Source organism: Myxococcaceae bacterium, assembly GCA_016000045.1.
Lineage (GTDB): Bacteria > Myxococcota > UBA727 > UBA727 > JABDBI01 > AER2-1.
The window spans coordinates 39,731-59,354 of sequence record JAECQY010000009.1 but is presented as its reverse complement, the minus strand read 5'-3'; the positions used below and the strand labels follow the sequence as shown (position 1 = coordinate 59,354).

Genomic DNA, 19,624 nt, shown 5'->3' with positions numbered 1-19,624 from the left:
TAAAATAGGATGCTTCTCGAAACATGGAAGAGCGAGCTCTTACTTTTCGCCGCTTAGAGCTGTGAAGCGCTTATTGAGCGCATAAACAGCCACCAGCCACACAACAATAATCCCGCACATAATCGCAGCGGAATAAGGTGCAATGACCGTAATCGGCCCAATCACCGCGAACATAATCTGTTGTAAGAGCGATCCTCCGGATTTTCCAAGACGAGCGCCAACGACATCCACCGCGGCTTTACCCTTTGATTTCGATTCATCATCCAGCGGAATATAAGCCATTTCCTTAGTGGGATCGAACAAGGCATATTTGGTGCTTTTGCTGAGTACATTTTGAGCAAAACCAAACCACACGCCTAACATCAGCGGCGTGACTCCCAAAGCCATCGCCAAAGGAGAGAAAAATTCAGGGAAGATCATACAAGCAAAGAAGAACAAGCCAGTAATCCCCAAAATCCAAGGAGTGGCTAAAGCGCCTCGTTTCCAACCAAATCGACGAATAATTGAGCTTCCGAACAAGATCACCAAAACGGTTGCCAATCCAGTCGTCATGGTCATGGAACCCATGAATGCATTGTAGTCATTTTTATCTGCAAACTGCAGCTTCATTTGGTTCTTCCAAGCTACTTCGACCAAGTTGATCGAAACCCCATAAGCCATGACGAGAACAGCAATCAATCCCAAGTACTTAGAATGAAGCAGGAACTTGAAGCTCTCCCCCATGCTCATTTTAGGTTTTGATTTTTTCTTTGGAGCCCCATCGCTTTCAGCACGTACTTGAGCCGGATCACTCAACACAAAATAGTTCAAGTAAGTATAGGTCAGCAAAATAATGACGCCCGCGCCGACAACCGTGCTCATCAAGTAGTTGAGCGAAACTTGCCAAGCATCGACGTTCGAAGCAGCGGTTTTTCCGAGTTCTGAAAAATACTTGGTTAAGTAGCCGGCTAAGACATTTGCAACGTTACCCAACAGATAAAAATGCGCGTAAAATCGTTTTGCTTCCGATACTTTCGTCACATCGTTGGCGAAATTCCAAAACAAAAAGGACAGAACCGCGCTTCCCCAGAGTTCAGCCAAAGTGTAGAACAAGGAATAGGTCCAGTACTTGTAGATAGCAGCCAATCCTTGAAGGCCAGCCGGCAATACACTTGCGAACCACTCCGCGCTTTCAACCGGATGCAACCAATGGCGACTTGGATAAAGCACGGTGGCGAACAAAGCGAAAAAAATCAAAAATGGAGTTACAATCGTGTAAAACAAAGCTTTTTTTGAAAGAATGGTACTCAATTTTGCATACACAAAAAAGAATATAAATGCCGAAGGAACGACTACCCAAAACTTCAAGAAAGTTATGGTCTCAGAGCCTGCTTCGGTGACGATCAAAGCATCTTTAATATTACGTAAAATCGTATAGTTAAAGATGATGAATGCGATCATCAACATCATGGGCATGAACTTTTTGTGTTCTCCCGATTGGATGGGCCATAAAAATTGCTTCAACGACTTCAACATTATCACTCCTAAAAACTTTGTAAAGAAACGGCCAGCATCATACACGATTTGATTTGGATTTGCAAGAGCTCGATTGCAAGATCGCAAGGGCCCTCCAAATAGAGTTCAAACTTCCTCGAATTTAATATTCCGATACAATGCCCAAGCTTTTCGTGAAAGCGCTCGATCTTGACGCCCCATGCACATCAAAGCAGCCTGCAAGTCTTGTTCAGCCCCCTCTTGATTTCCTTCTGAGAGATGGATTTCGGCACGATTTACATACGCTTGTGGCTGCTCGGAAGCAAGTTGAATGGCGTATCCGAATTGCTCGAGTGCACGGTTCGAGTCTCCTTCGTGTTGAGCAAGAACCCCCAAAGCGCGATAATTATACTCGTTAGAGGGCTCGATCGCCACCAAAGCTTCGAACAAAATTCGCGCTTCTCGATATTTACCTTGCATCATCATAAAGTAAGCAATTTGAGAAATGGCTCCCAATTCTTCATCGGTATAACCTTTGATCTCTTTCAGTGTTTCAGGCTTTTCCACTGAAAAGCCCTTGAGACAACTGAGTCAGACTTCGATGGTAAGCTTTTAAGATAGGGCTGGCAGCTTGTTCGATGGAGGCAAAGCGATGATTGGTTTGCCGCTCCAAACGAGTCATCGCTGAACGAATGTCCTGAATCTGTTGATACACGGCTCGCACTTTGCCAGGGATCTCCAAGCGCAAACCTTCCCCATGAGATTGGTTCGCTCCAATAATTTGGCTTTGCGATGGCTCCGCCAAAGGGGCCAATGCAGGAGGCAAAGCCCCCTGAATAGCGGTTTGGGAGAGGTGCACCAACTCCGATAGAGAAGGGTCTGGACGAGTAGAGAATCCGATTCGGTCAAACATGTTGCTTCCTCATTTGATAGACCCAGTTTAACACTTCTGCCACCGCATCGTATAGCTCCTCTGGAATTTCTTCTTCAAGCTCCAACCGATTCAACGCATGCGCTAACGGAATATTCTGCAGAATCGGCACCTTGTATTGCTCTGCGATTTGACGAATCCTCTCCGCGTTTTTACCCATACCTTTGGCTAAAACAATCGGGGCGGCATGCTCTTTGGCCTCGTATCGAATAGCAACTGCAAGATGCGTTGGATTGGTAATCACGGCATCGGCTTTTTTGACAGCTTGTTGACTGCTATGCATGATCAACTCTTGCGCCAAATGCTTACGCTCAGACTTCAACAAAGGATCTCCTTCCGCTTCCTTGTATTCTTGCTTCATCTCGTTTTTGGTCATGCGCATGGTTTTCATAAAGCTATGCCGCTGCCAAAAGAAATCTGCCACCGCAATGATCAAGAACAAAATGGCTGCTTTGATGAAAATATCTTTTAAAACCAACCCAACAATTTGAAGAGCCGCGTCAAGCTCCAGGCGTTGTAAATGCACCAAGTTGGGTACCGCACTTTTGAAAGCACCATACACCAAGAGCGATACCATCGTGAATTTCGCCATTTGCTTCAATAGTTCAACGAAGCGCTTAGCGTTGAACAGCTGCTTGAAGCCCGAAATGGGGTTGATTTTTTCCAGCTTCGGCTTCAGCGCCTCGAAGGTCAGCAAGAACCCAACCTGAATATAATTCCCAACCAGGCCCCAAAAGAAAGCCGTCGCAACCAGTGGCAAAGAAACGAGCAGCCAAATCCACCCTCCTTCTTTTAGAACTTCCTGGGTGGAATTCTGGAGATTCGAACTTGAAATTTGCTGAATGGACAAAGCGATCAACGCCATCAGCGTTTTCCCCATCCAATGTATTGCTATGGCTAAGGTGATTAAAGAACCTGCAAAAACAATGGCAGAAGTCATGTCCTGACTCTTGGAAACCTGGCCTTTCTCTCGAGCCTTGCGAAGCTTTTCAGGAGTCGCCTCTTCTGTTTTTTCGCCGCTTTCTTCCGTCATCCTTTCGAGGACGCTAAGATTCTTTGGATATTTTTACAAGATTTTTAGACCATTTTTGCATTTGAACTGCATCGCCGCGCATCAAATCTCTTAATATCGCATGCCCGGGTTCTACTCGTTCAGCAGCTGTCAATAAACCCTCGGGTGTGCAAACATAGCGTCGATGGATTCCTTTTGCGGTCATAAGCCCGCTCACCACTCGCTCATGAGAGGCTTTTTGCTCATAGTCTCGACGCGCTAAAACCAAGTAACTGCATTTAAGAAACTCGCGATCAAACCCAATCGTTTGATCCACTTTTTTCAATTCCGCAGAACGCTCCACTTTGAGCTCTCGATGGCACCAATTTTCTCGATTTACCAACAAAGGACAACGGTCTATCTGCGGACAAGGAGCCAGAATACGATATTCTCCTTGGGCCATAATTTGATCGCGTAGCGCCATCAGATCTCGCGCCATCACACGAGCAGCCGGCTCGACAATCAACAAAACACCCTGAGATCCCAACAAAGCCATGGCAGACTCGATCAAAGAAAGCTTCGCCTCCAAATGACGAGCGCCCGAGCCAAACTCATTGAGAACGTGTGCCATGATAACCAGATCAGGCTTAAAAGAAGGTTTCCAAAAATAAGTAGGACCCTTGAGGTTTGCTTGAACCAAACGCACGGGCGTTCGTTGCCCTGTCAATTCTTCAACAAACTCAAAACCTGAACGCATAGCGCCAATCTCTCGATCCACTGCCATACACTCGCCCAACTGGCCATAAACTCTTTGAGCCGCCCAAGTTGCCGATAAAGGCCCTGCTCCCAGATCTAAGATGGAGGGCTTTTCCCAAGAGATTGGAAGGCTCTCCAGCAATGAAGCAATTTTCGAAACGTATAGGGGCAAGTAGTAGCCTAAATAAGCCCGTCTTAAAGCCGGTTTTCGAAAGTAGCCAGCCAGTGAATCTGCTCGCTCTGTGTTTAAAGCTTTCCAGAGCAAGCGAATATCTGGAATCAAGTCTGAAGAATGCTTTGATTTTGCTCGACTGTATGCTTGATATTCAAATTGCATGTGACTGAACATAGAAGATTCCAAAAGTTTGGGAACTCGAAAGAGAAAAGTACGATGGGGAAAACGGTCTAGGCACGTTCCAGGTATTCTCCCGAGCGGGTATCTACCTTGATATGATTACCCTCATTCACAAACAAAGGAACCTGGCAACTAAAACCGGTCTGAAGCTTAGCAGGCTTTGTCGCACCGCTCACCGTATCTCCTCGAACAGCAGGCGCACACTCGACTACTTCCAAAACAACGCTGTTGGGAATTGAGATGTTAATCGGTTTGCCTTCGTAGAACAAAAGCGAGCAAATCATCCCGTCGATCAGAAAATTGACCGCATCTCCAAGCACTTTCTTGACGACTTCAAATTGATCGTAGGAACTCGGATCCATGAAGTGATAGATTTCGTCAGCAGAGTACAAAAATTGGACTTCGCGTTCGTTCAGGTCTGGAATATCCACCTTATCACCGGATCGAAAAGTCGGATCCATGGTTAAACCGCTAATCAGATTCTTGAGCCTCGTACGAACAATGGCCGCACCTTTACCGGGTTTGTGATGTTCGAACTCAACAATTTCGTAGGGAATTCCTTGAAAAAGAATCCGCAATCCGCGGCGAAAGTCGGAGGTGGTATACATGTGCCTAGCGACTAACCCGATTTTGAAGGACTTTCAAGAGCTCCTCAAGAACGTGCCCGCTCACAAACCGCCTTCAACTTTTCAAAGTCAACGATGGAAACATCAGGATCCAGAGCTTTATTTCAATCGCCGCTAGCGATAAAAAAACACCTAAAGGCAATGCACCTGAGGGCGGGGACCACGAATCAGCGCCCCGATACGACCGTATGATCGGAAATAAACAGTAGCTCATCAGCCCTTGAAGGCTTCCCAACAAAACCACCCATGAAAGCCAATGCCAAGGAAGATTTGCGGCAATCGCAGCGAGCAAAATCGGATCCCCCCAACCCATCGCCTGGTCTTGGGCCCCAATGCGCCCTACTTTTCTGAAGATCCAAGTAGTGAAGAGCAGAAAAACAGCAAAAAAACCAAAAATGACTCCCGCTACAAGGACACGTTCATAAAACAGAGATGGATCCGCGAATAAAGCATAACCAAATCCATTTAAAAATAGCCCCGTAAGCAAGGAGATCGGGATCATCCAAGCATCCAAATCAATCCAAGCAATCGAGATCAACAGAGCCAAAACGGTAAAAGCCTCAAGCGCTTCAAGCGGAGAATTCGAATAATGCCAGCAGATAGTCCCTAAAATACCGAACAAGAGCTCATTCAAAGGATATCGCAAAGATATTCTTACAGAACAGTTGCGACAGCGCCCCTTCAGCAAAAACCAAGATAGAACCGGAACCAGATCATACCAAGCGATCACACTGTGACACTGCAAACAAGAAGACCGATCCATGAGCGACACCGGATTTTCTCTCGACAGCCTGGAGTTCACCACATTGATAAAACTTCCCACGCATGCGCCGGTCAATCCGGCCCATAAATTCCATATCCAATCGTGCACGATCTCTCCGAAAATAAAAAAAGCATGGTTTGCCATGCTTTAAAAGACAGCTTGACACTTCTTTGAAATATTAAGCAGCTTTCTTCTTGGTTAGCTTCTTCTTGGCTGCTTTCTTTTTGCCTACACTTTTTTTGGGGGTTGTTTTCTGAGAGGATTTTTTTGAAATTAATTTTTTTTCATCCAAGTTCTTCTTGGTTGCAATTTTTTTGACTTTTTTCGGTTCCGTGACTTTTTTCTTCATCGCTGTTTTTTTCTTCACTGCGACTTCAGCTTTCTTCTTGGCTGCTAATTTCTTTTTCTTAATTTCCATTTTTTTGAGCAACAGAGCTTTCTTTTGCTCAGCCGTTTTTCGGCGTTTTTTTCCTTTACGAGCAGTGCCTCCTCGGCTAGCTTCCACACGACAGATATCCCCTGACTTATCGACATAATAAAGGTAATTTTCATCACGTTTCAGGTCTGTTTTATGAACAAGCTCAGGACGATCACCTTCTTTTTTCTTCTCGCCACCGCGCACCATTTTTACACGATAGACGTTTAAATTTTTATCTAGATAATAGAGCCAGCCTTTTTTTCTTTCCAATCCTGCACGAACTACTTTCTCTGTCATATATATTACTCCTTACGATTGGGTTCTTTCAAAAGCCCATCTTCTACTCATGATCTCTTAAAGTAGACATGCACGTCGATTCATCGTCTTTATTTTTTACTATCCCTCAAATCGATAAGATTCAGATATAATTCTGCATTTTTTCAAATACTTAAAATTTTTTTAATCAAAATAGAGCTTGCCTATTTGCCTTTTGAGACCCATTTGCGCTTTCCTATTTATGCAACTATGTCCCCAGTGTGTTATTTCACGACCGGTTTGCAAACGCTTTTGACAAAAAAAGACTTCCTCATGCCCTCCTTTTTATCGGAGAGGAACAAGATACTTTGGTAACAACGGCTGTTTCCCTGACGGCGGGCTTGCTGTGCGATTTTCATCAAACCCCTTCGGGCTGTGAACAATGCTTGAGTTGCCGACTGGTTCAGGAAAAAAAACATACGAAAGCCCAATGGCTCCAGGCTGAAGGCGAGATAAAAATTGATGCCATCCGAGATTTAGTGTCTGCTCCGGGAAGCCCAAACTGGGTCATTCCGAATGCGCATCGCATGAACCGGCAAGCGTCCAATGCACTGCTTAAAACACTGGAAGAACCTCATTCCGAACAACACTATATTCTCCTCGCACCCAGCGTCCGTGCCCTTCTCCCGACCATCGTCTCTCGATGCCAGCGTTTTTATTTTCAGTCTCAGCAAGCCACGGATACACAATGCGTGGACCTGCCCAAATCCAAGCTTGAGCGCATGGCATTGGCGGAGCAGCTGGCAAAAGATAAGCCATTGCTAGAACAAACCCTAGACCATTGGGTTTCTTCAAACTCGGAACCGCTGCGTTTTGGTGCTATGAAAGCCCAAGCCGAGCTCCGAAACCACTTGAATCCTCAACTTATCCTGGAGGAATTATTGTTTTCTCTTCGCTTCTAGTCGTATTTTGAAGCATTATGAAGAAGATTACCTGGCTCCCTCTCTCGATCCTGCTCGCAACTTGCACTTCCAAGAACACAGTGGCTCCTACTTGCGATACGCAAGGCACAGCCCTGAGCCACCATTACGATTCTGGCAAAGCGGCTACGGCATCTGGAGTCGAGTATCACATTTCGCTTCAAGTAGACCAAACTCCCGTTACGGCCATTGCGGATACCGGCAGCGCCAATCTCATTCTTCAAAGTGGCACCCTTCAGCCTTCTGGAAGCCCCCTCGGCAAATTTCAAATTTCTTATGGAAGCGGGACCGACTATTTGACTGCCTATCAAGGCAGCGTGAGTCTGGACTGCCTTGCCGCAGGTGTGCCCAATTTTCAATATGGACTTGTGCAAGATGGCTCGATGAACAACGTCAGCATTTTAGGATTAGCGTTTAGAAACAAGATTGAATCGGTTCCAGATAACGAAGCGCTGTATGCCACGTTTATGACGCAGCTCGCCCAAGATAACTCAGGCATCAGCAATGAATTTAGCCTTCAACTTTGTGGATACAACAATCCCAACAGCACCATTTATTTTGGAGGCCTCCCTACTGCTTCCTCTGCCCTCCGTTTTGAATATACGCCGATTAAAGAACAATCTTGGTACGTTATCGGAGCCAATCAAATCGGCTTGAGTGGCAGCGATGGGGGCATCGTAAGTTCGTTCGGGGATCTGAGCACCTATGGCGCCAGCGTCATTCTAGACAGTGGAACGACCCTCAATTTGCTCCCCTCCGACATCGTCAATCAGATCGTGAGCTATCTTGCCCAAAACTACCCCAATGCAGCAACGTGGCCTCAAATCAAAAATCAGCTTTCGAAGCCAGTCCCCATCGACTGCCCGAGTGCAAGCGAATTGGAAAAGCTCCCAAACATCTCAATCGCTTTAGAGAACGTCACGCTCTCGATCTCGCCGCAGACCTACTTTAAGAAAATCACGGAAGGGCAGTGTTTTTTTGGTTTTAGCATTGCGAATGCTGTCGATCCCAATAATCCGATCATACTCGGACAAGTGACGATGGAAAACTATCTGATACGTTTTATTCGCACGGCTGGGGACAACGGTCCGCTCGGGGCCATTGGTTTCGCCAGCAATGCGGGTTGCAATCCCTAAAAAGTTTCTTTGGCCAAATTCATGAGGACCAGATCACCTTTCTCCACCCTGGTGCGAGCCACGCCGAGATTGGGAAGGGCATCCGAACAAAAAAAGGGCACAGAAGCAAGTTTTCCTTGGTAAAACGCTTGTTCTGCCCCTGTTCAGAATCGATCTTCGTCATGGCCACTTCATCTATACCAAACAGCTTGAAAGGGGAGCAAAAGATCCATATCGTTCCCCCAATCAAGCCATCTAGACGATACTTTCTTCGAGAAAAAAGTTAATTTTTAGGAAAATGAGATATTCTCTTCAAAAATAACCGATTGCTTTTCCGTCCCTTGCCATTTCTCTAAGCTTGCGGGACTTGCTCATACGCTAAGTGCTTTCCAATACAGCCTGTATCTCCCATTGCAGGAACTAAATACTTCTTGAAGACGATTGGAGAGAAAAGGCTTAGTGGAAGCACACATCCTAACATACATTTCCACCAATCCTCTTGGGCTTCTTTAGGGTTTTTTCGTGATTGCAAATTTATAGACTGAGCGAGCCAACCAAATCCAAGACCACTGGAAAGGCCAACTGCCAATCCCAACGGAAGAGGGTGCTTTTGCACAATCCCTGGAATTCCTTTTCTTAGCTCATCTCGCACCTTCCAGGCTGAAAGAATATGAGGCACAACCGAAGCCACTAACGTTTGTATCCGAGCTGGCCAAACATTCCATTCTGCAATCGGATCTTCTATCCTATCATTAAACTGATAAACGCTTATTTTAATCTTATCTAACACACTAGCAGTCCCGTTTGTTGCGTTAATTATGAAGCGATGTTCTCCCATATCACCCATATCCTTAGGCGTAAAACTAATATAGGCTGGCGTTCTGAACTTGTGAATCCAATTGTGATCAATTGTCCATCCTGGGATGGGGTTCCACGCCTGATCGCAAAGCAATAGGGTGTAGTTAAGAACCTGCCCACCAGGAGATGAAAAGTACTTGTTCAAACAGTAACCCGCTTCTTCTCCAAATTTGACGTTTAGATTCTGACCAACCATCACTCGTGTAAGGCTTACTTCGTTCGACACTCCAGGGGAAATAGGGCAGCCATCTTTGTCATCAGGCTTAATCGTGGCCAAAGCGGAAAAAGTGAGCACTTCAGCTCCAAAAAGCATAACGACAGTACGCATAATATTCTTAATGATCTTGGACATGTTCATTATAAATCCTCCTCAAGACCTATTTTTAATTTTCATCATGGATAACAGTAGAACAGCCTTCTTGAGTGGTCATTCTAGGATCTAACGATATAATCTTAACCGTATTACCTTCAAAATGAGTAACCAAAGCATATTTACCGTCGGGAGAGATGGCAACCGATTCAGGAGAAGCACCAACAGGGATCGTGAGTACCACTTCGTGTGTTCTAACGTCAATAACGCTTATTGTACCTTCTCCCGAGCTTAGCCTGGAAAAATTAGGCCTTGCGTATAACGTATTATAGTTTGAGACATAGAGAAAATCTTTATTTGGAGTAATAGCAACTCCTGATGGCTGAATTCCGACTTCAATACTTTTACTCATTTTTTTCGATGTTAGATTTAGAACGGAAACTGTTCTACCAAACGGCGCAAAATTGTTGGTACCGAAATTCGTGATGTAAGCTATATCACGGGAAATAGCAATCTCATATGGGCCCGATAGACGGTTTATTGTTTTGATAACTACGTCATCACTGGAGCGTATAATGCTAACTGAGCCATCCGCAGGGTTAGGATTGCCAGCACCATAGCTGATGAGATAGACAAATTGTTCGTCTTCACTCATAGCTAAAGAAACCGGACCAGCAGGTACGGCAATCACTTTAATAATAGAATCCGTTTTTAAATCAACAACACTTACCGTTTTGCCTTGTCCTCCAGGACTTCCAGCCCCCCAATTACCGACATACGCTTTGCTAGAATGCGGCGCTATCACAATACTGGAAGGCCCATCAAAACCATCTATTATGCCTGAAATTGAGTTATTTAATGTGTCAATAATAGTTACAGTTGTTCCTCCGCTATTTGTCACATATGCTAGATTTGTTTTTTTATTAATAGCTATTCTATATGGCTGATTAAAACTAGAATCGCGAATTGTTTTCAAAATTGAATGACTTCCGAGATCAATAACACTAATCGTGTGGCAATCCATTATTTCATAATCATTACTATTTGCAACATATGCAAATTTACTATCATGAGTTATTGCAATTCCAGCAGGATTAACACCTACATTGATTGTTGACTTAATAACATTATGGTCATGATTAATATCTTTGAAAGCATGTACTGTATCTGTAAGAATTGGCGACATAGAAACGGCAACGAGCGAGGCGATTCTTTGAAATATTTGCATTTTTAGACTCCTTTTAGTTACGATCGATCTAAGATCGTTTTTTTACTTCTGGCGAGTAACATAATCTAAAAATCTGCGAAAGAAAATATAATTTTGACGTCGTATAACTAACAAAACAGATGTCCATATCTTGTCCTTATCTCTTAATTTTGGCGAATAGATCAACTAGTTATGCTTGGGTCCGAGGCAGAATAGAGATCCTAAACGTGGTCTGGCCACTTGCCTCATCTTTGTCCCATGAGGTCAAATAGTATTTTGGGTCTCTAATTTCCTTGACGAAACCGTATTTATGGGATTCAAACTACGCGCCTTGTCAAAATAAAATAACACCTAAGTCAGCAGAATAATGATCAAGCCTTGTTATGTTTTCTAGTCAAATAGTGCACAGACTCTCTTTATGTTTTGGGCCAATCTTCAAATTGCCCGAAATCTTCTTGCACTAAAAGTTGATGAGTCGACTATCTCAAAAGCCACTGGCTTATCGGTGGAAAAAAATAGAGCAGCTTGAAAAATGCGGTTTTTCTGGAGCGCCAGACACAGCAATTTCTAGCAAAATTGTGTTTCAACACTCTCAGGTGTGGCTTGGCCTAAACTTTTCCGAGCGCATTGAAGAGTTAGAGCGCTAAATCAAGCAACGAATGACTTGACGGGTAAAACAGAAAGCTGCTAGAATAATCTCGTTCTCAGCTTTGTGAGAGTGGAGCGATGGCCGAGTGGCTGAAGGCGCACGCCTGCTAAGTGTGTATAGGGGAAACTCTATCCCGGGTTCGAATCCCGGTCGCTCCGCCAGACTCATTCTTGTGTCTTAGGGTTTGTATGCAGCCAATCCATCTTGTCTGGTTTCGCCAAGATCTTCGGTTATTTGATAACCCCGCCTTACAAGAGGCCTCTCGACTTGGAAGGGTTTTGCCTATCTACATTCGAGATCCCGAAGCAGGCGCAGCGAGTCAGTCTTGGGTGACTCAAAGCTTAAGCCAGCTCAACAAACATCTTTCAAACCATCTGAGAATATTTGAAGGCCAGCCACTCGAAATTATCCAAAGACTCATTCGCTCTGAACAAATTTCTGGAGTCTTCTGGAACCGACGATACGATCCCATCGGCCTCCAGCAGGACAAAGTCCTCAAGCACACTCTTCGAGAACAAGGTATTCGATGTGACACGTTTAATGCCTCCTTGCTCTTTGAACCCTGGCAAACGCAGAAAAAAGACGGCACGCCTTACCGGGTATTCACTCCTTTCTACCGAAACTTATCAGCAGAAAGCCCGCCTCCTCGAAAGCCCCTGCCAGCTCCAAAACAGCTTCAGTTGCATTGGATTTCTCCCGAGAAAGAGCTTGAAGCGCTTCCCGCTTGGGCTCTCAAAGTTGCTCAGTACTGGACCCCGGGCGAAGATGGCGCGCAACAAACCTGGGATCGTTTTTGCAACAGCAAGCTATCGGCTTATGAGCTCAATCGAGACTACCCCGCCCTTTCGGCAAGTTCTTGCTTGGCTCCTTACCTTCATTTCGGAGAAATATCCCCGAACGCAATTTGGTGGGACATCCACGAGCCGAATCATCCGTTTATCCGGCAGCTGATTTGGAGAGAATTTGCTCACTCCATTCTCTTTGATCATCCTCATACTGCTTGCGAGAATTATCAAAGCGCTTTTGACTCGTTTCCTTGGCAAGATTCCTCGCCGTTGCTTGAGCGATGGCAAAAAGGTTTGACTGGAATCCCGCTTGTTGATGCAGGCATGCGCGAACTTTGGGAAACTGGAACGATGCACAATCGAGTTCGAATGGTCGTGGGATCGTTTTTAACCAAAAATCTACTCATTCATTGGAAACGCGGACTCGAATGGTTTTCAGACTGCCTCGTCGATGCAGACCTCGCCAACAACGCGATGGGCTGGCAATGGGTAGCCGGCTCTGGAGTCGATGCGGCTCCTTTTTTTCGAATCTTTAACCCCACGACTCAAGCCAAAACTTTCGACCCAGCCGGCGAATACATTAAACGCTTCGTGCCGGAGCTCAGGCATTTAACCATTGCGGAGTTATTCGAACCCTGGAAAAGCAAGCACCCTCCAAGAACTTATCCAAAGCCAGTGGTTGACCTGGCAGAGTCCCGTGAAAAAGCCTTGAGATACTACAAACAACTTCGGTGAATGATGACGATTTTCTTCCAGGAGGCTATAGACCAAGATTATCGAGCGCTATACAGCAATCCGTGATGTTTCGCGCCTCAAAAATCGCTGTAGGAGTCCTGTTTTCGGCATCTCTGCTGCAAGGCCAATCGATGACGCCTGGCTCAATCTCGCCACATTCAAAAACAAAAAAAAACAAGACCGTACGAGATCCTACGCTATCCCGAAGCGCATTGCCTACGGCACAATTCACCGAGGAAAGTGAACAAGCCTTCAAACGCTCGGGCCAAGTAGGGGTCCTGCAAGCCAAGTCTCCTACTCCGGGTCGAATCTATGAGATCCGAGTGATAGGAGCTCAAAAAACCGAGCCCGAAGCTGTGCTGGTCCTGTTAAAATCTCAAATCAACCAACCGCTTCATCGAGAAAGCATCCAAGAAGACATTCGAGCGATCCTGAAGATGGGGCTGTTCGCGGACGTTCAATTTCACCAAGATAGAGGTCCGAATGGCAGCATACTCTTGACCATTCGTTTAACGGAGAAAGCAACGCTTTATAAAGTGCGATTTATCGGAAACCAAGAGATTCTAGAATCCGGCTTGGAAGAGGTGATTGACCTAAAACCCTACCAAATTGCCGATGTGATGAGAATTCGAGAAAACGCTGAGAAAATCCGAAAGCTCTACATCGAAAAAGGATTTTTGCTGGCCACCGTTTCTTATGAAATCAAAGCAAGTCAAGCAACGGATCTCTTAAAAGACGAAACGGTGAAAGCAACGGATTTTGTCGAAGTCATTTTCCATATTGAAGAAGATGCCAAAACGAAAATTGATCAAATCACGATCTTAGGGAACCGGACTTTATCGACTGATCGGATCAAAGCAAGCATGCGCAGCAAAGAAAAACACCCGTTAAGCTTCATCACGCAGTGGGGGCTTTACAACGAGGAGATGCTGGATATTGACGCGCTTTTAATTGAGCAGCTGTATCAAGAGCATGGATATTTAAATGTCCAAGTTTCAAAACCTCGAGCTGCTTTGTCACCAGACAAAACTCGGATCAGCGTGCATATTTCGCTCACCGAAGGCGAACCTTTCAGTTTGGGAACTCTTGAAGTTGATGGAGATCGACTTGATTATTCAGAAGATTTCTTAAGAGATCATATTGAGCTTCAGCAAGGCGATGTTTTCAATAAAACCCAATTGATGAAAGATCTGGTTTCAATCCAAGAGCTCTATCGTGATCAGGGCTATGCGTATGTCAATATTTCTCCAGAGCCACAAATCCACGAACAAGAGCACATCGTCGATTTGAAGCTTCAGATCGATCCGGGTCCCCTCGTCTACTTTGGACGTTTTGAAATCAAGGGCAACACCAGCACCGTGGATGAGGTCATCCGACGAGAACTACGCATCTACGAAGGAGAGCTCTATTCCGCTTCTCTGCTAAGGCTTAGCGAGCAGCGTCTGAATCAACTCGGTTATTTCGAATCCGTCCAAATGGATACCAAACCCAGTGCTCAAAACCCCGACCACATCGATGTGGAGATTGTAGTGAAAGAGAAGAAACTTGGGCAAATCCAAGTCGGTGGCGGTTACGGAACAGGAGGAGAAGGACTCCTCTTTCAAGGCCAGGTCACTCAAAACAATCTGTTTGGGCGAGGACAAAGCCTCAGTGCCGTCGTTCAATTATCGGCCTATCGACGCATCTTCGAACTATCTTTCTCAGACCCTTATTTACTCTATCTGAATCGTGAGCCGGTTTCGTTTTCGCTGCGGGCCTATCACACTCAGCGATTCTTAATTGACTATTATCGAGGAAATAGCGGAGGCGAGCTTGGCTTTGGCTACCCCATCGGATCTTTCTTAAGCCCCTACTCCAATCGCTGGTATCAAAATGCTTCTCCTTTTTGGAAACCCTATGTTCCTGATTTTGAAAACTTGCGTTTTTACCTGTCTTACATGGCTGAACGCGTTGAGGTCGAAGATAGCCTAGAGGGAATCAATTACTGGGGGTGGCATTTACATCAACCCCGTTACACGACCTCGCTAAAGCCGGTCCTTCAGATGGATCAACGCAATAATCGCCTTTTCCCAACAGCCGGCTATCTTTTGGAGTTTCGAAGTGAATTCGCCAATGCTTATTTGGGCTCGGGCTTACTCGACAAGTTGGAATCTCAATCCACCAGCAATAACTTCCTGCGTTTGGGTACCACCACTCGCTTTTATTACAACTTTGACCAATGGTTTTTTCTAAAAAACTGGGTTCTCAAGTTGAATGTTGATTTTGGATTTTTAAATACTTTTGGGGTCCAAATTGTCTCGGAAAATTTCCGTTTAGGAGGAGTGCAACTCGGAGCAGCTACAGGTCTACGCGGGTACTATTTTCAATCGATTGGACCCGTTCTCAACGTCAGCCAACAATACAGCACACAGCCGATCCAACAAATCAATGTAGGTGGCAACAAACAATTCCTATCCAATCTAGAACTAGAATTTCCGATTGCAAAAACACTCAATTTATCCGCAGTGTTCTTTTTTGACCTGGGAAACGTCTACTCGCCTTTTGAGAATCTATTCTACATTGGCCATAAAAATCTCAAAAATACGCATCCACAGTACTGGGATCCGTTGGGACTGTTTTACGGCATGGGTTTGTATAGCGCAGCCGGCTTTGGCCTTCGGTGGCTAAGCCCCTTTGGAGCTCTGCGATTCGAATGGGGATTTCCGTTGGTTCGGCGTCCACATGGCACTCCAGGTATCCCCGCCGGCGATTCTCCTGTGCAGTTTTTGTTTACCATTGGGCAAAGCTTTTAATTAACAATCACTCGCTAAATTGACTTCTTCAAACCCAGGAGGGGTTTTGTAATCAAATGCTGGAGCAGGCAATCGGCGATTAAACCGGCGATTCGAAAATACAAACTCGTTTTGGTTTCCATCGACATCGATCAAGATAACCCGTGAAATCTGGTATGTTTTAGCCTCAAAGCTCAAGATAAGCTTCTCGAAAAGCTCGGTCTTTTGCTTGGGAACCAACACGAGCTGGTTTTTGGAAGCAGACAAAAGCTTAAATTCACGCGCCAATCTTCCTTCTCCACCCAGAAAAATCAACGATTGACTTAAGGTATCACTCTTGAAACAGCGATTGATCGAAACTGTTTTTTCAGAAGGCTCGACTAACCAAAGTTTTTTGCCGTTGAGAATAAAAGACTTAGCGTGCGGAGACCGATAGTCCCAACGCATTTTTCCCAGGCGCTGATAGCGGACTTCCCCCGTACTGTGCTCGGTCCGGTTGAAGAGTTTGTTACGATAGGTTTGTTGAAAGTCCGCCTGAAATGCATGCGTCCGATCGTATAAGGCTTGGATCTTAGCCAAAGCAGCCGCATTCGCTAAGATAGGTAAGCACAGCAAACAAGATGCGATTCGAATCAGCATCTTGTCAACGAATACTAGATTTCGTCTTTTGGCAAGTCAGCGTTCGGAGCAACCGGGGTTTCGGAAACACTGTCTTCGTTTTCCAAGATTTGTTTGCAGGAGCTTTCAACCTTTTCCCAGCTTGTTCGAGCAGTTTCCACGTCTTTTTGAGTTTTTTTAACGAGGCTCCGAGCTCGCTGACACTTCTTGCGCGCACCCAAGAGCGCTCGAGTAACAAAATTATTTTCGTTCGTGTCTTCTTCGATCGGATAGGGCTGTTCCACACGAACATCTTCCGTCGTATTAAAAACAGCTTCCTCTTCAGCCCAAGAAGCGATTGCAAACATCATAGAAACCAAGACAAATTTCTTTTTCATGATCGTTGAACTTCTTGCGCTAGGGGCCTATTCCAGCAAACATGCTTTTTATTTTTTGATTCTCTCTGTTTTAGCCCGTCTTCCGCGAATTTGGTCAATGGTCTGAATTCGGTCTCGATTCGACAATTCTCGCTCAGCCAAATCGTGATTTTCTCGGGACAGGATCTGCTTCAAGAATCGGCCTGTATGGCTTGCTTCAACTCCAGCAATCCGCTCTGGAGAGCCTTGAGCAACAATCTGCCCTCCTCGATCCCCACCTTCTGGACCCATATCTACAATCCAATCCGCCACTTTAATCACATCCAAATTGTGCTCGATCACCAAAACCGTATTTCCTTGATCGACCAAGTACTGCAAAACCTCTAAAAGGTGTTTGACGTCGTGAAAATGCAGCCCTGTTGTTGGCTCATCCAAGATATAAAGCGTCTTTCCAGTAGAACGACGGGCTAACTCTTTGCTTAGTTTGACCCGCTGCGCCTCTCCACCGGACAAAGTCGTGGCTTGCTGACCCAAGTGCACATAGCCAAGGCCCACGCGCCGCAAAGTATCGAGCTTGCGAGCAATCGCCGGAATGGCCTGAAAGAACTCGTAGGCATCGTCTACTGTCATTTCCAGCACGTCCGATATGCTTTTGTCTCGATAACGAACGCTGAGCGTTTCCGTATTGAATCGTTTCCCTTTGCAGACATCACATGTGACATAGACATCCGGCAAAAAGTTCATTTCAATTTTAATCAGGCCTGCTCCGGTGCAAATTTCGCAGCGCCCTCCTTTGACGTTGAAAGAAAACCGGCCCACATCGTAGTGTCGCAATTTTGCGTCCGGAAGACTGGCAAAAAGAGCCCGGATCTCGTCGAAAACACCCGTGTAAGTCACCGGATTGCTTCGCGGCGTTCGCCCGATCGGCGATTGATCAATATCGATCAGCTTATCAATATGTTCCAAACCTCGGATAGACTGATACATCAAGGGCTTTTCTCTCGAATCGAAAAAAGCTTGATTCAGAATCGGCCGAAGCGTATCCACTACCAGGCTGCTTTTACCCGAACCGGATACCCCTGTTATGCAAGTCAAAGTCCCCAGCGGTAGGGTAAAATCAACTGCTTTCAGGTTATGACCCGACGCTCCCACGAGTTCGAGCTTCTTCCCAATACCTGCTCGGCGCTTTGGAGGAATTTCGATGCACAAAGCACGAGACAAGTATCTGCCAGTTAAGGACTCTGGATTCTCAAGAATCGCTTGCGGCGTTCCTTGAGCAACGATCTCTCCTCCTAGCCTGCCAGCTCCAGGCCCCATGTCGACAACATAGTCCGATTCCAGAATGGTTTCTTCGTCGTGTTCAACAACCAAAACGGTATTTCCAAGATCTCGCAACTTTTTCAAAGTGGCGATGAGGCGCTCATTATCGCGTTGATGCAATCCGATGCTCGGCTCATCGAGCACGTAAAGCACCCCAACCAAAGCAGAGCCAATCTGGGTTGCCAAACGAATGCGCTGAGCTTCACCTCCGGACAGTGATCCGGCAGCTCGATCTAAGTGTATATAATCGAGGCCAACTTCCAGCAAAAATTCAAGGCGTCCGCTGATTTCTTTTAAGATTGGCTTTGCAATCGTCTCAAACCGCCCACTCAAACGAAGCTCTTTGAAAAATTCAAAAGCCTGTTGAATCGACTTTGAGGTCAGGCCAACGATCGATTCTCCTCCCACTTGAACCGATCGTGCCTCAGGTCTTAGACGATCTCCTTGGCAAGCAGGACAAATCTCGCCGACGGCTTCTTCATCGACAACCTCTCGACCGTACAACATCCCCAGACCTGAACACTTCGGACAGGCTCCTTGAGGCGCATTGAAAGAAAATAAACGCGGCTCGATTTCCGGATACGAAATCCCACAGTCTACGCAAGCGGAGTGCTCGCTCAACAAAACTTCCTCTTGTTCAAAGAGGACGACCACCAAACCTCGGGATTTTTTAAGGGCTAATTCAACGCTTTCCGCTAAGCGCAACCGACTTTCTGGTTCGACATTCAGCCGATCGATGACCACTTCAATCGTATGCTTCACTTTGGGGTTCAGATTCAATTCTTCTTCTAAAAGTTTAATATGCCCATCGATTCGGACCCGAGCAAACCCTTGCTTTCGCAACTCGTTTAACTCTTGTCGATATTCGCCTTTTCGTGCGCGAACAATTGGCGACAAGATCTGGACTTTACCACCCAAGGCACGTTCTAAAATTTCATCCACTATTTGAGTCGCACTACGACCTTCGATGGGTTGATGACAGCGATAGCAATAAGCTTTTCCCACACGAGCAAACAGAAGCCTCAGATAGTCATATATCTCCGTAACGGTCGCGACCGTAGAACGAGGATTTTTGCTGGTGGTCTTTTGCTCAATGCTAATAGCCGGTGATAGCCCATCGATTTGGTCCACGTCGGGCTTATCTTGCATCTCCAAAAACTGCCTGGCGTAACTTGAAAGAGACTCCACGTATCGTCTCTGCCCTTCCGCGTAGATGGTATCAAAAGCCAATGAACTCTTGCCGGAACCGGAGAGCCCAGTGAGAACCACCAAGCGATCTCGGGGAAGTTCCACCCCAATGTTTTTCAGATTGTGTACTCGAGCTCCTTGAACACGAATTGATGTTATTCCCA

At 45.8% G+C, this 19,624-nt stretch carries 18 protein-coding genes and 1 tRNA gene; 5 read left to right on the top strand and 14 right to left on the bottom strand.

The genetic code is table 11. From position 1 onward, the window contains the following. Window positions 1–39 precede the first annotated feature (39 nt). The 8 genes from I8H75_05790 to I8H75_05755 all read right to left on the bottom strand — a co-directional run bounded on the left by I8H75_05790 (window position 40) and on the right by I8H75_05755 (window position 6,610). Window positions 40–1,515: an NTP/NDP exchange transporter gene (locus tag I8H75_05790; protein MBH2006828.1), complete on the bottom strand. Its 1,476-nt coding sequence runs from the start codon at window positions 1,513–1,515 to the stop codon at window positions 40–42. Between the two features lie 105 nt (window positions 1,516–1,620). Then, window positions 1,621–2,040, bottom strand: a complete 420-nt coding sequence (locus tag I8H75_05785; protein MBH2006827.1) for a CesD/SycD/LcrH family type III secretion system chaperone — start codon at window positions 2,038–2,040, stop codon at window positions 1,621–1,623. Then, on the bottom strand, window positions 2,027–2,386 hold the full coding sequence (locus tag I8H75_05780; GenBank protein MBH2006826.1) for a hypothetical protein: 360 nt from the start codon (window positions 2,384–2,386) through the stop codon (window positions 2,027–2,029). Before I8H75_05780 ends, I8H75_05785 begins: the two co-directional genes overlap by 14 nt. Continuing rightward, window positions 2,379–3,437, bottom strand: a complete 1,059-nt coding sequence (gene sctU, locus I8H75_05775) for a type III secretion system export apparatus subunit SctU (GenBank protein MBH2006825.1) — start codon at window positions 3,435–3,437, stop codon at window positions 2,379–2,381. Before sctU ends, I8H75_05780 begins: the two co-directional genes overlap by 8 nt. Window positions 3,438–3,450: 13 nt before the next feature. Further along, the gene (locus I8H75_05770; GenBank protein ID MBH2006824.1) at window positions 3,451–4,488 is read right to left on the bottom strand and encodes a hypothetical protein; all 1,038 of its coding nucleotides are present in this window, start codon (window positions 4,486–4,488) and stop codon (window positions 3,451–3,453) included. 68 nt (window positions 4,489–4,556) lie between these two features. Further along, the gene (efp, locus tag I8H75_05765) at window positions 4,557–5,114 is read right to left on the bottom strand and encodes an elongation factor P (GenBank protein ID MBH2006823.1); all 558 of its coding nucleotides are present in this window, start codon (window positions 5,112–5,114) and stop codon (window positions 4,557–4,559) included. Between the two features lie 73 nt (window positions 5,115–5,187). Further along, window positions 5,188–6,003, bottom strand: coding sequence for a prepilin peptidase (locus I8H75_05760; protein MBH2006822.1), 816 nt, complete (start codon window positions 6,001–6,003; stop codon window positions 5,188–5,190). Between the two features lie 70 nt (window positions 6,004–6,073). Further along, the gene (locus I8H75_05755) at window positions 6,074–6,610 is read right to left on the bottom strand and encodes a hypothetical protein (GenBank protein ID MBH2006821.1); all 537 of its coding nucleotides are present in this window, start codon (window positions 6,608–6,610) and stop codon (window positions 6,074–6,076) included. A gap of 239 nt (window positions 6,611–6,849) precedes the next feature. Here I8H75_05755 and I8H75_05750 point away from each other — a divergent pair, with 239 nt between their 5' ends. Together I8H75_05750 and I8H75_05745 are read left to right on the top strand one after the other, a co-directional pair. Beyond that, window positions 6,850–7,530 (top strand): hypothetical protein, encoded by a 681-nt coding sequence (locus tag I8H75_05750; GenBank protein MBH2006820.1) that lies wholly within the window; start codon window positions 6,850–6,852, stop codon window positions 7,528–7,530. Between the two features lie 17 nt (window positions 7,531–7,547). Further along, a complete protein-coding gene (locus I8H75_05745) occupies window positions 7,548–8,684 on the top strand; it encodes an A1 family peptidase (GenBank protein MBH2006819.1) in 1,137 nt (378 codons plus the stop codon). Here the strand turns inward: I8H75_05745 and I8H75_05740 are convergent. From I8H75_05740 to I8H75_05730, 3 genes are all read right to left on the bottom strand, one after another. Next, window positions 8,681–8,785 carry a hypothetical protein gene (locus I8H75_05740; protein ID MBH2006818.1) on the bottom strand — a complete coding sequence of 35 codons (105 nt, stop codon included), beginning with the start codon at window positions 8,783–8,785 and terminating at the stop codon, window positions 8,681–8,683. The two genes, I8H75_05745 and I8H75_05740, sit on opposite strands and share 4 nt — an antisense overlap. Window positions 8,786–9,015: 230 nt before the next feature. Beyond that, window positions 9,016–9,849, bottom strand: coding sequence for a hypothetical protein (locus I8H75_05735; GenBank protein MBH2006817.1), 834 nt, complete (start codon window positions 9,847–9,849; stop codon window positions 9,016–9,018). A gap of 55 nt (window positions 9,850–9,904) precedes the next feature. Next, entirely contained in the window at window positions 9,905–11,059 is a 1,155-nt protein-coding gene (locus tag I8H75_05730) for a YncE family protein (protein MBH2006816.1), read from the bottom strand. 699 nt (window positions 11,060–11,758) lie between these two features. On the opposite strand from I8H75_05730, the gene I8H75_05725 reads away from it, so the two are divergent. The 3 genes from I8H75_05725 (at window position 11,759) to bamA (ending at window position 15,999) form a co-directional block, all read left to right on the top strand. Further along, window positions 11,759–11,848 (top strand) — tRNA-Ser (locus tag I8H75_05725). Between the two features lie 27 nt (window positions 11,849–11,875). Next, window positions 11,876–13,207, top strand: coding sequence for a deoxyribodipyrimidine photo-lyase (locus I8H75_05720; protein ID MBH2006815.1), 1,332 nt, complete (start codon window positions 11,876–11,878; stop codon window positions 13,205–13,207). Next, on the top strand, window positions 13,204–15,999 hold the full coding sequence (gene bamA, locus I8H75_05715; protein MBH2006814.1) for an outer membrane protein assembly factor BamA: 2,796 nt from the start codon (window positions 13,204–13,206) through the stop codon (window positions 15,997–15,999). The genes I8H75_05720 and bamA overlap by 4 nt, the downstream gene beginning before the upstream one ends. On the opposite strand, the gene I8H75_05710 is transcribed toward bamA, so the two are convergent. Genes I8H75_05710 through uvrA form a run of 3 tightly spaced genes read right to left on the bottom strand, consistent with a single transcriptional unit; the run spans window position 16,000 to window position 19,619 of the window. Then, on the bottom strand, window positions 16,000–16,617 hold the full coding sequence (locus tag I8H75_05710; GenBank protein MBH2006813.1) for an outer membrane lipoprotein carrier protein LolA: 618 nt from the start codon (window positions 16,615–16,617) through the stop codon (window positions 16,000–16,002). It lies immediately after the preceding gene. A gap of 14 nt (window positions 16,618–16,631) precedes the next feature. Beyond that, window positions 16,632–16,973, bottom strand: coding sequence for a hypothetical protein (locus I8H75_05705; GenBank protein ID MBH2006812.1), 342 nt, complete (start codon window positions 16,971–16,973; stop codon window positions 16,632–16,634). A gap of 48 nt (window positions 16,974–17,021) precedes the next feature. After that, complete coding sequence (uvrA, locus tag I8H75_05700; GenBank protein ID MBH2006811.1) at window positions 17,022–19,619, bottom strand: excinuclease ABC subunit UvrA; 2,598 nt, start codon at window positions 19,617–19,619, stop codon at window positions 17,022–17,024. Window positions 19,620–19,624 lie beyond the last annotated feature (5 nt).

Bases quoted from the DNA above. Each gene is read 5' to 3' on its own strand.
- I8H75_05720 (MBH2006815.1), top strand. From the start codon at position 11,876: ATGCAGCCAATCCATCTTGTCTGGTTTCGCCAAGATCTTCGGTTATTT.
- I8H75_05730 (MBH2006816.1), bottom strand. From the start codon at position 11,059: ATGCAAATATTTCAAAGAATCGCCTCGCTCGTTGCCGTTTCTATGTCG.
- I8H75_05790 (MBH2006828.1), bottom strand. From the start codon at position 1,515: ATGTTGAAGTCGTTGAAGCAATTTTTATGGCCCATCCAATCGGGAGAA.
- I8H75_05735 (MBH2006817.1), bottom strand. From the start codon at position 9,849: ATGCGTACTGTCGTTATGCTTTTTGGAGCTGAAGTGCTCACTTTTTCC.
- sctU (MBH2006825.1), bottom strand. From the start codon at position 3,437: ATGACGGAAGAAAGCGGCGAAAAAACAGAAGAGGCGACTCCTGAAAAG.
- I8H75_05780 (MBH2006826.1), bottom strand. From the start codon at position 2,386: ATGTTTGACCGAATCGGATTCTCTACTCGTCCAGACCCTTCTCTATCG.
- I8H75_05770 (MBH2006824.1), bottom strand. From the start codon at position 4,488: ATGCAATTTGAATATCAAGCATACAGTCGAGCAAAATCAAAGCATTCT.
- I8H75_05745 (MBH2006819.1), top strand. From the start codon at position 7,548: ATGAAGAAGATTACCTGGCTCCCTCTCTCGATCCTGCTCGCAACTTGC.
- I8H75_05705 (MBH2006812.1), bottom strand. From the start codon at position 16,973: ATGAAAAAGAAATTTGTCTTGGTTTCTATGATGTTTGCAATCGCTTCT.
- I8H75_05755 (MBH2006821.1), bottom strand. From the start codon at position 6,610: ATGACAGAGAAAGTAGTTCGTGCAGGATTGGAAAGAAAAAAAGGCTGG.
- efp (MBH2006823.1), bottom strand. From the start codon at position 5,114: ATGTATACCACCTCCGACTTTCGCCGCGGATTGCGGATTCTTTTTCAA.
- I8H75_05710 (MBH2006813.1), bottom strand. From the start codon at position 16,617: ATGCTGATTCGAATCGCATCTTGTTTGCTGTGCTTACCTATCTTAGCG.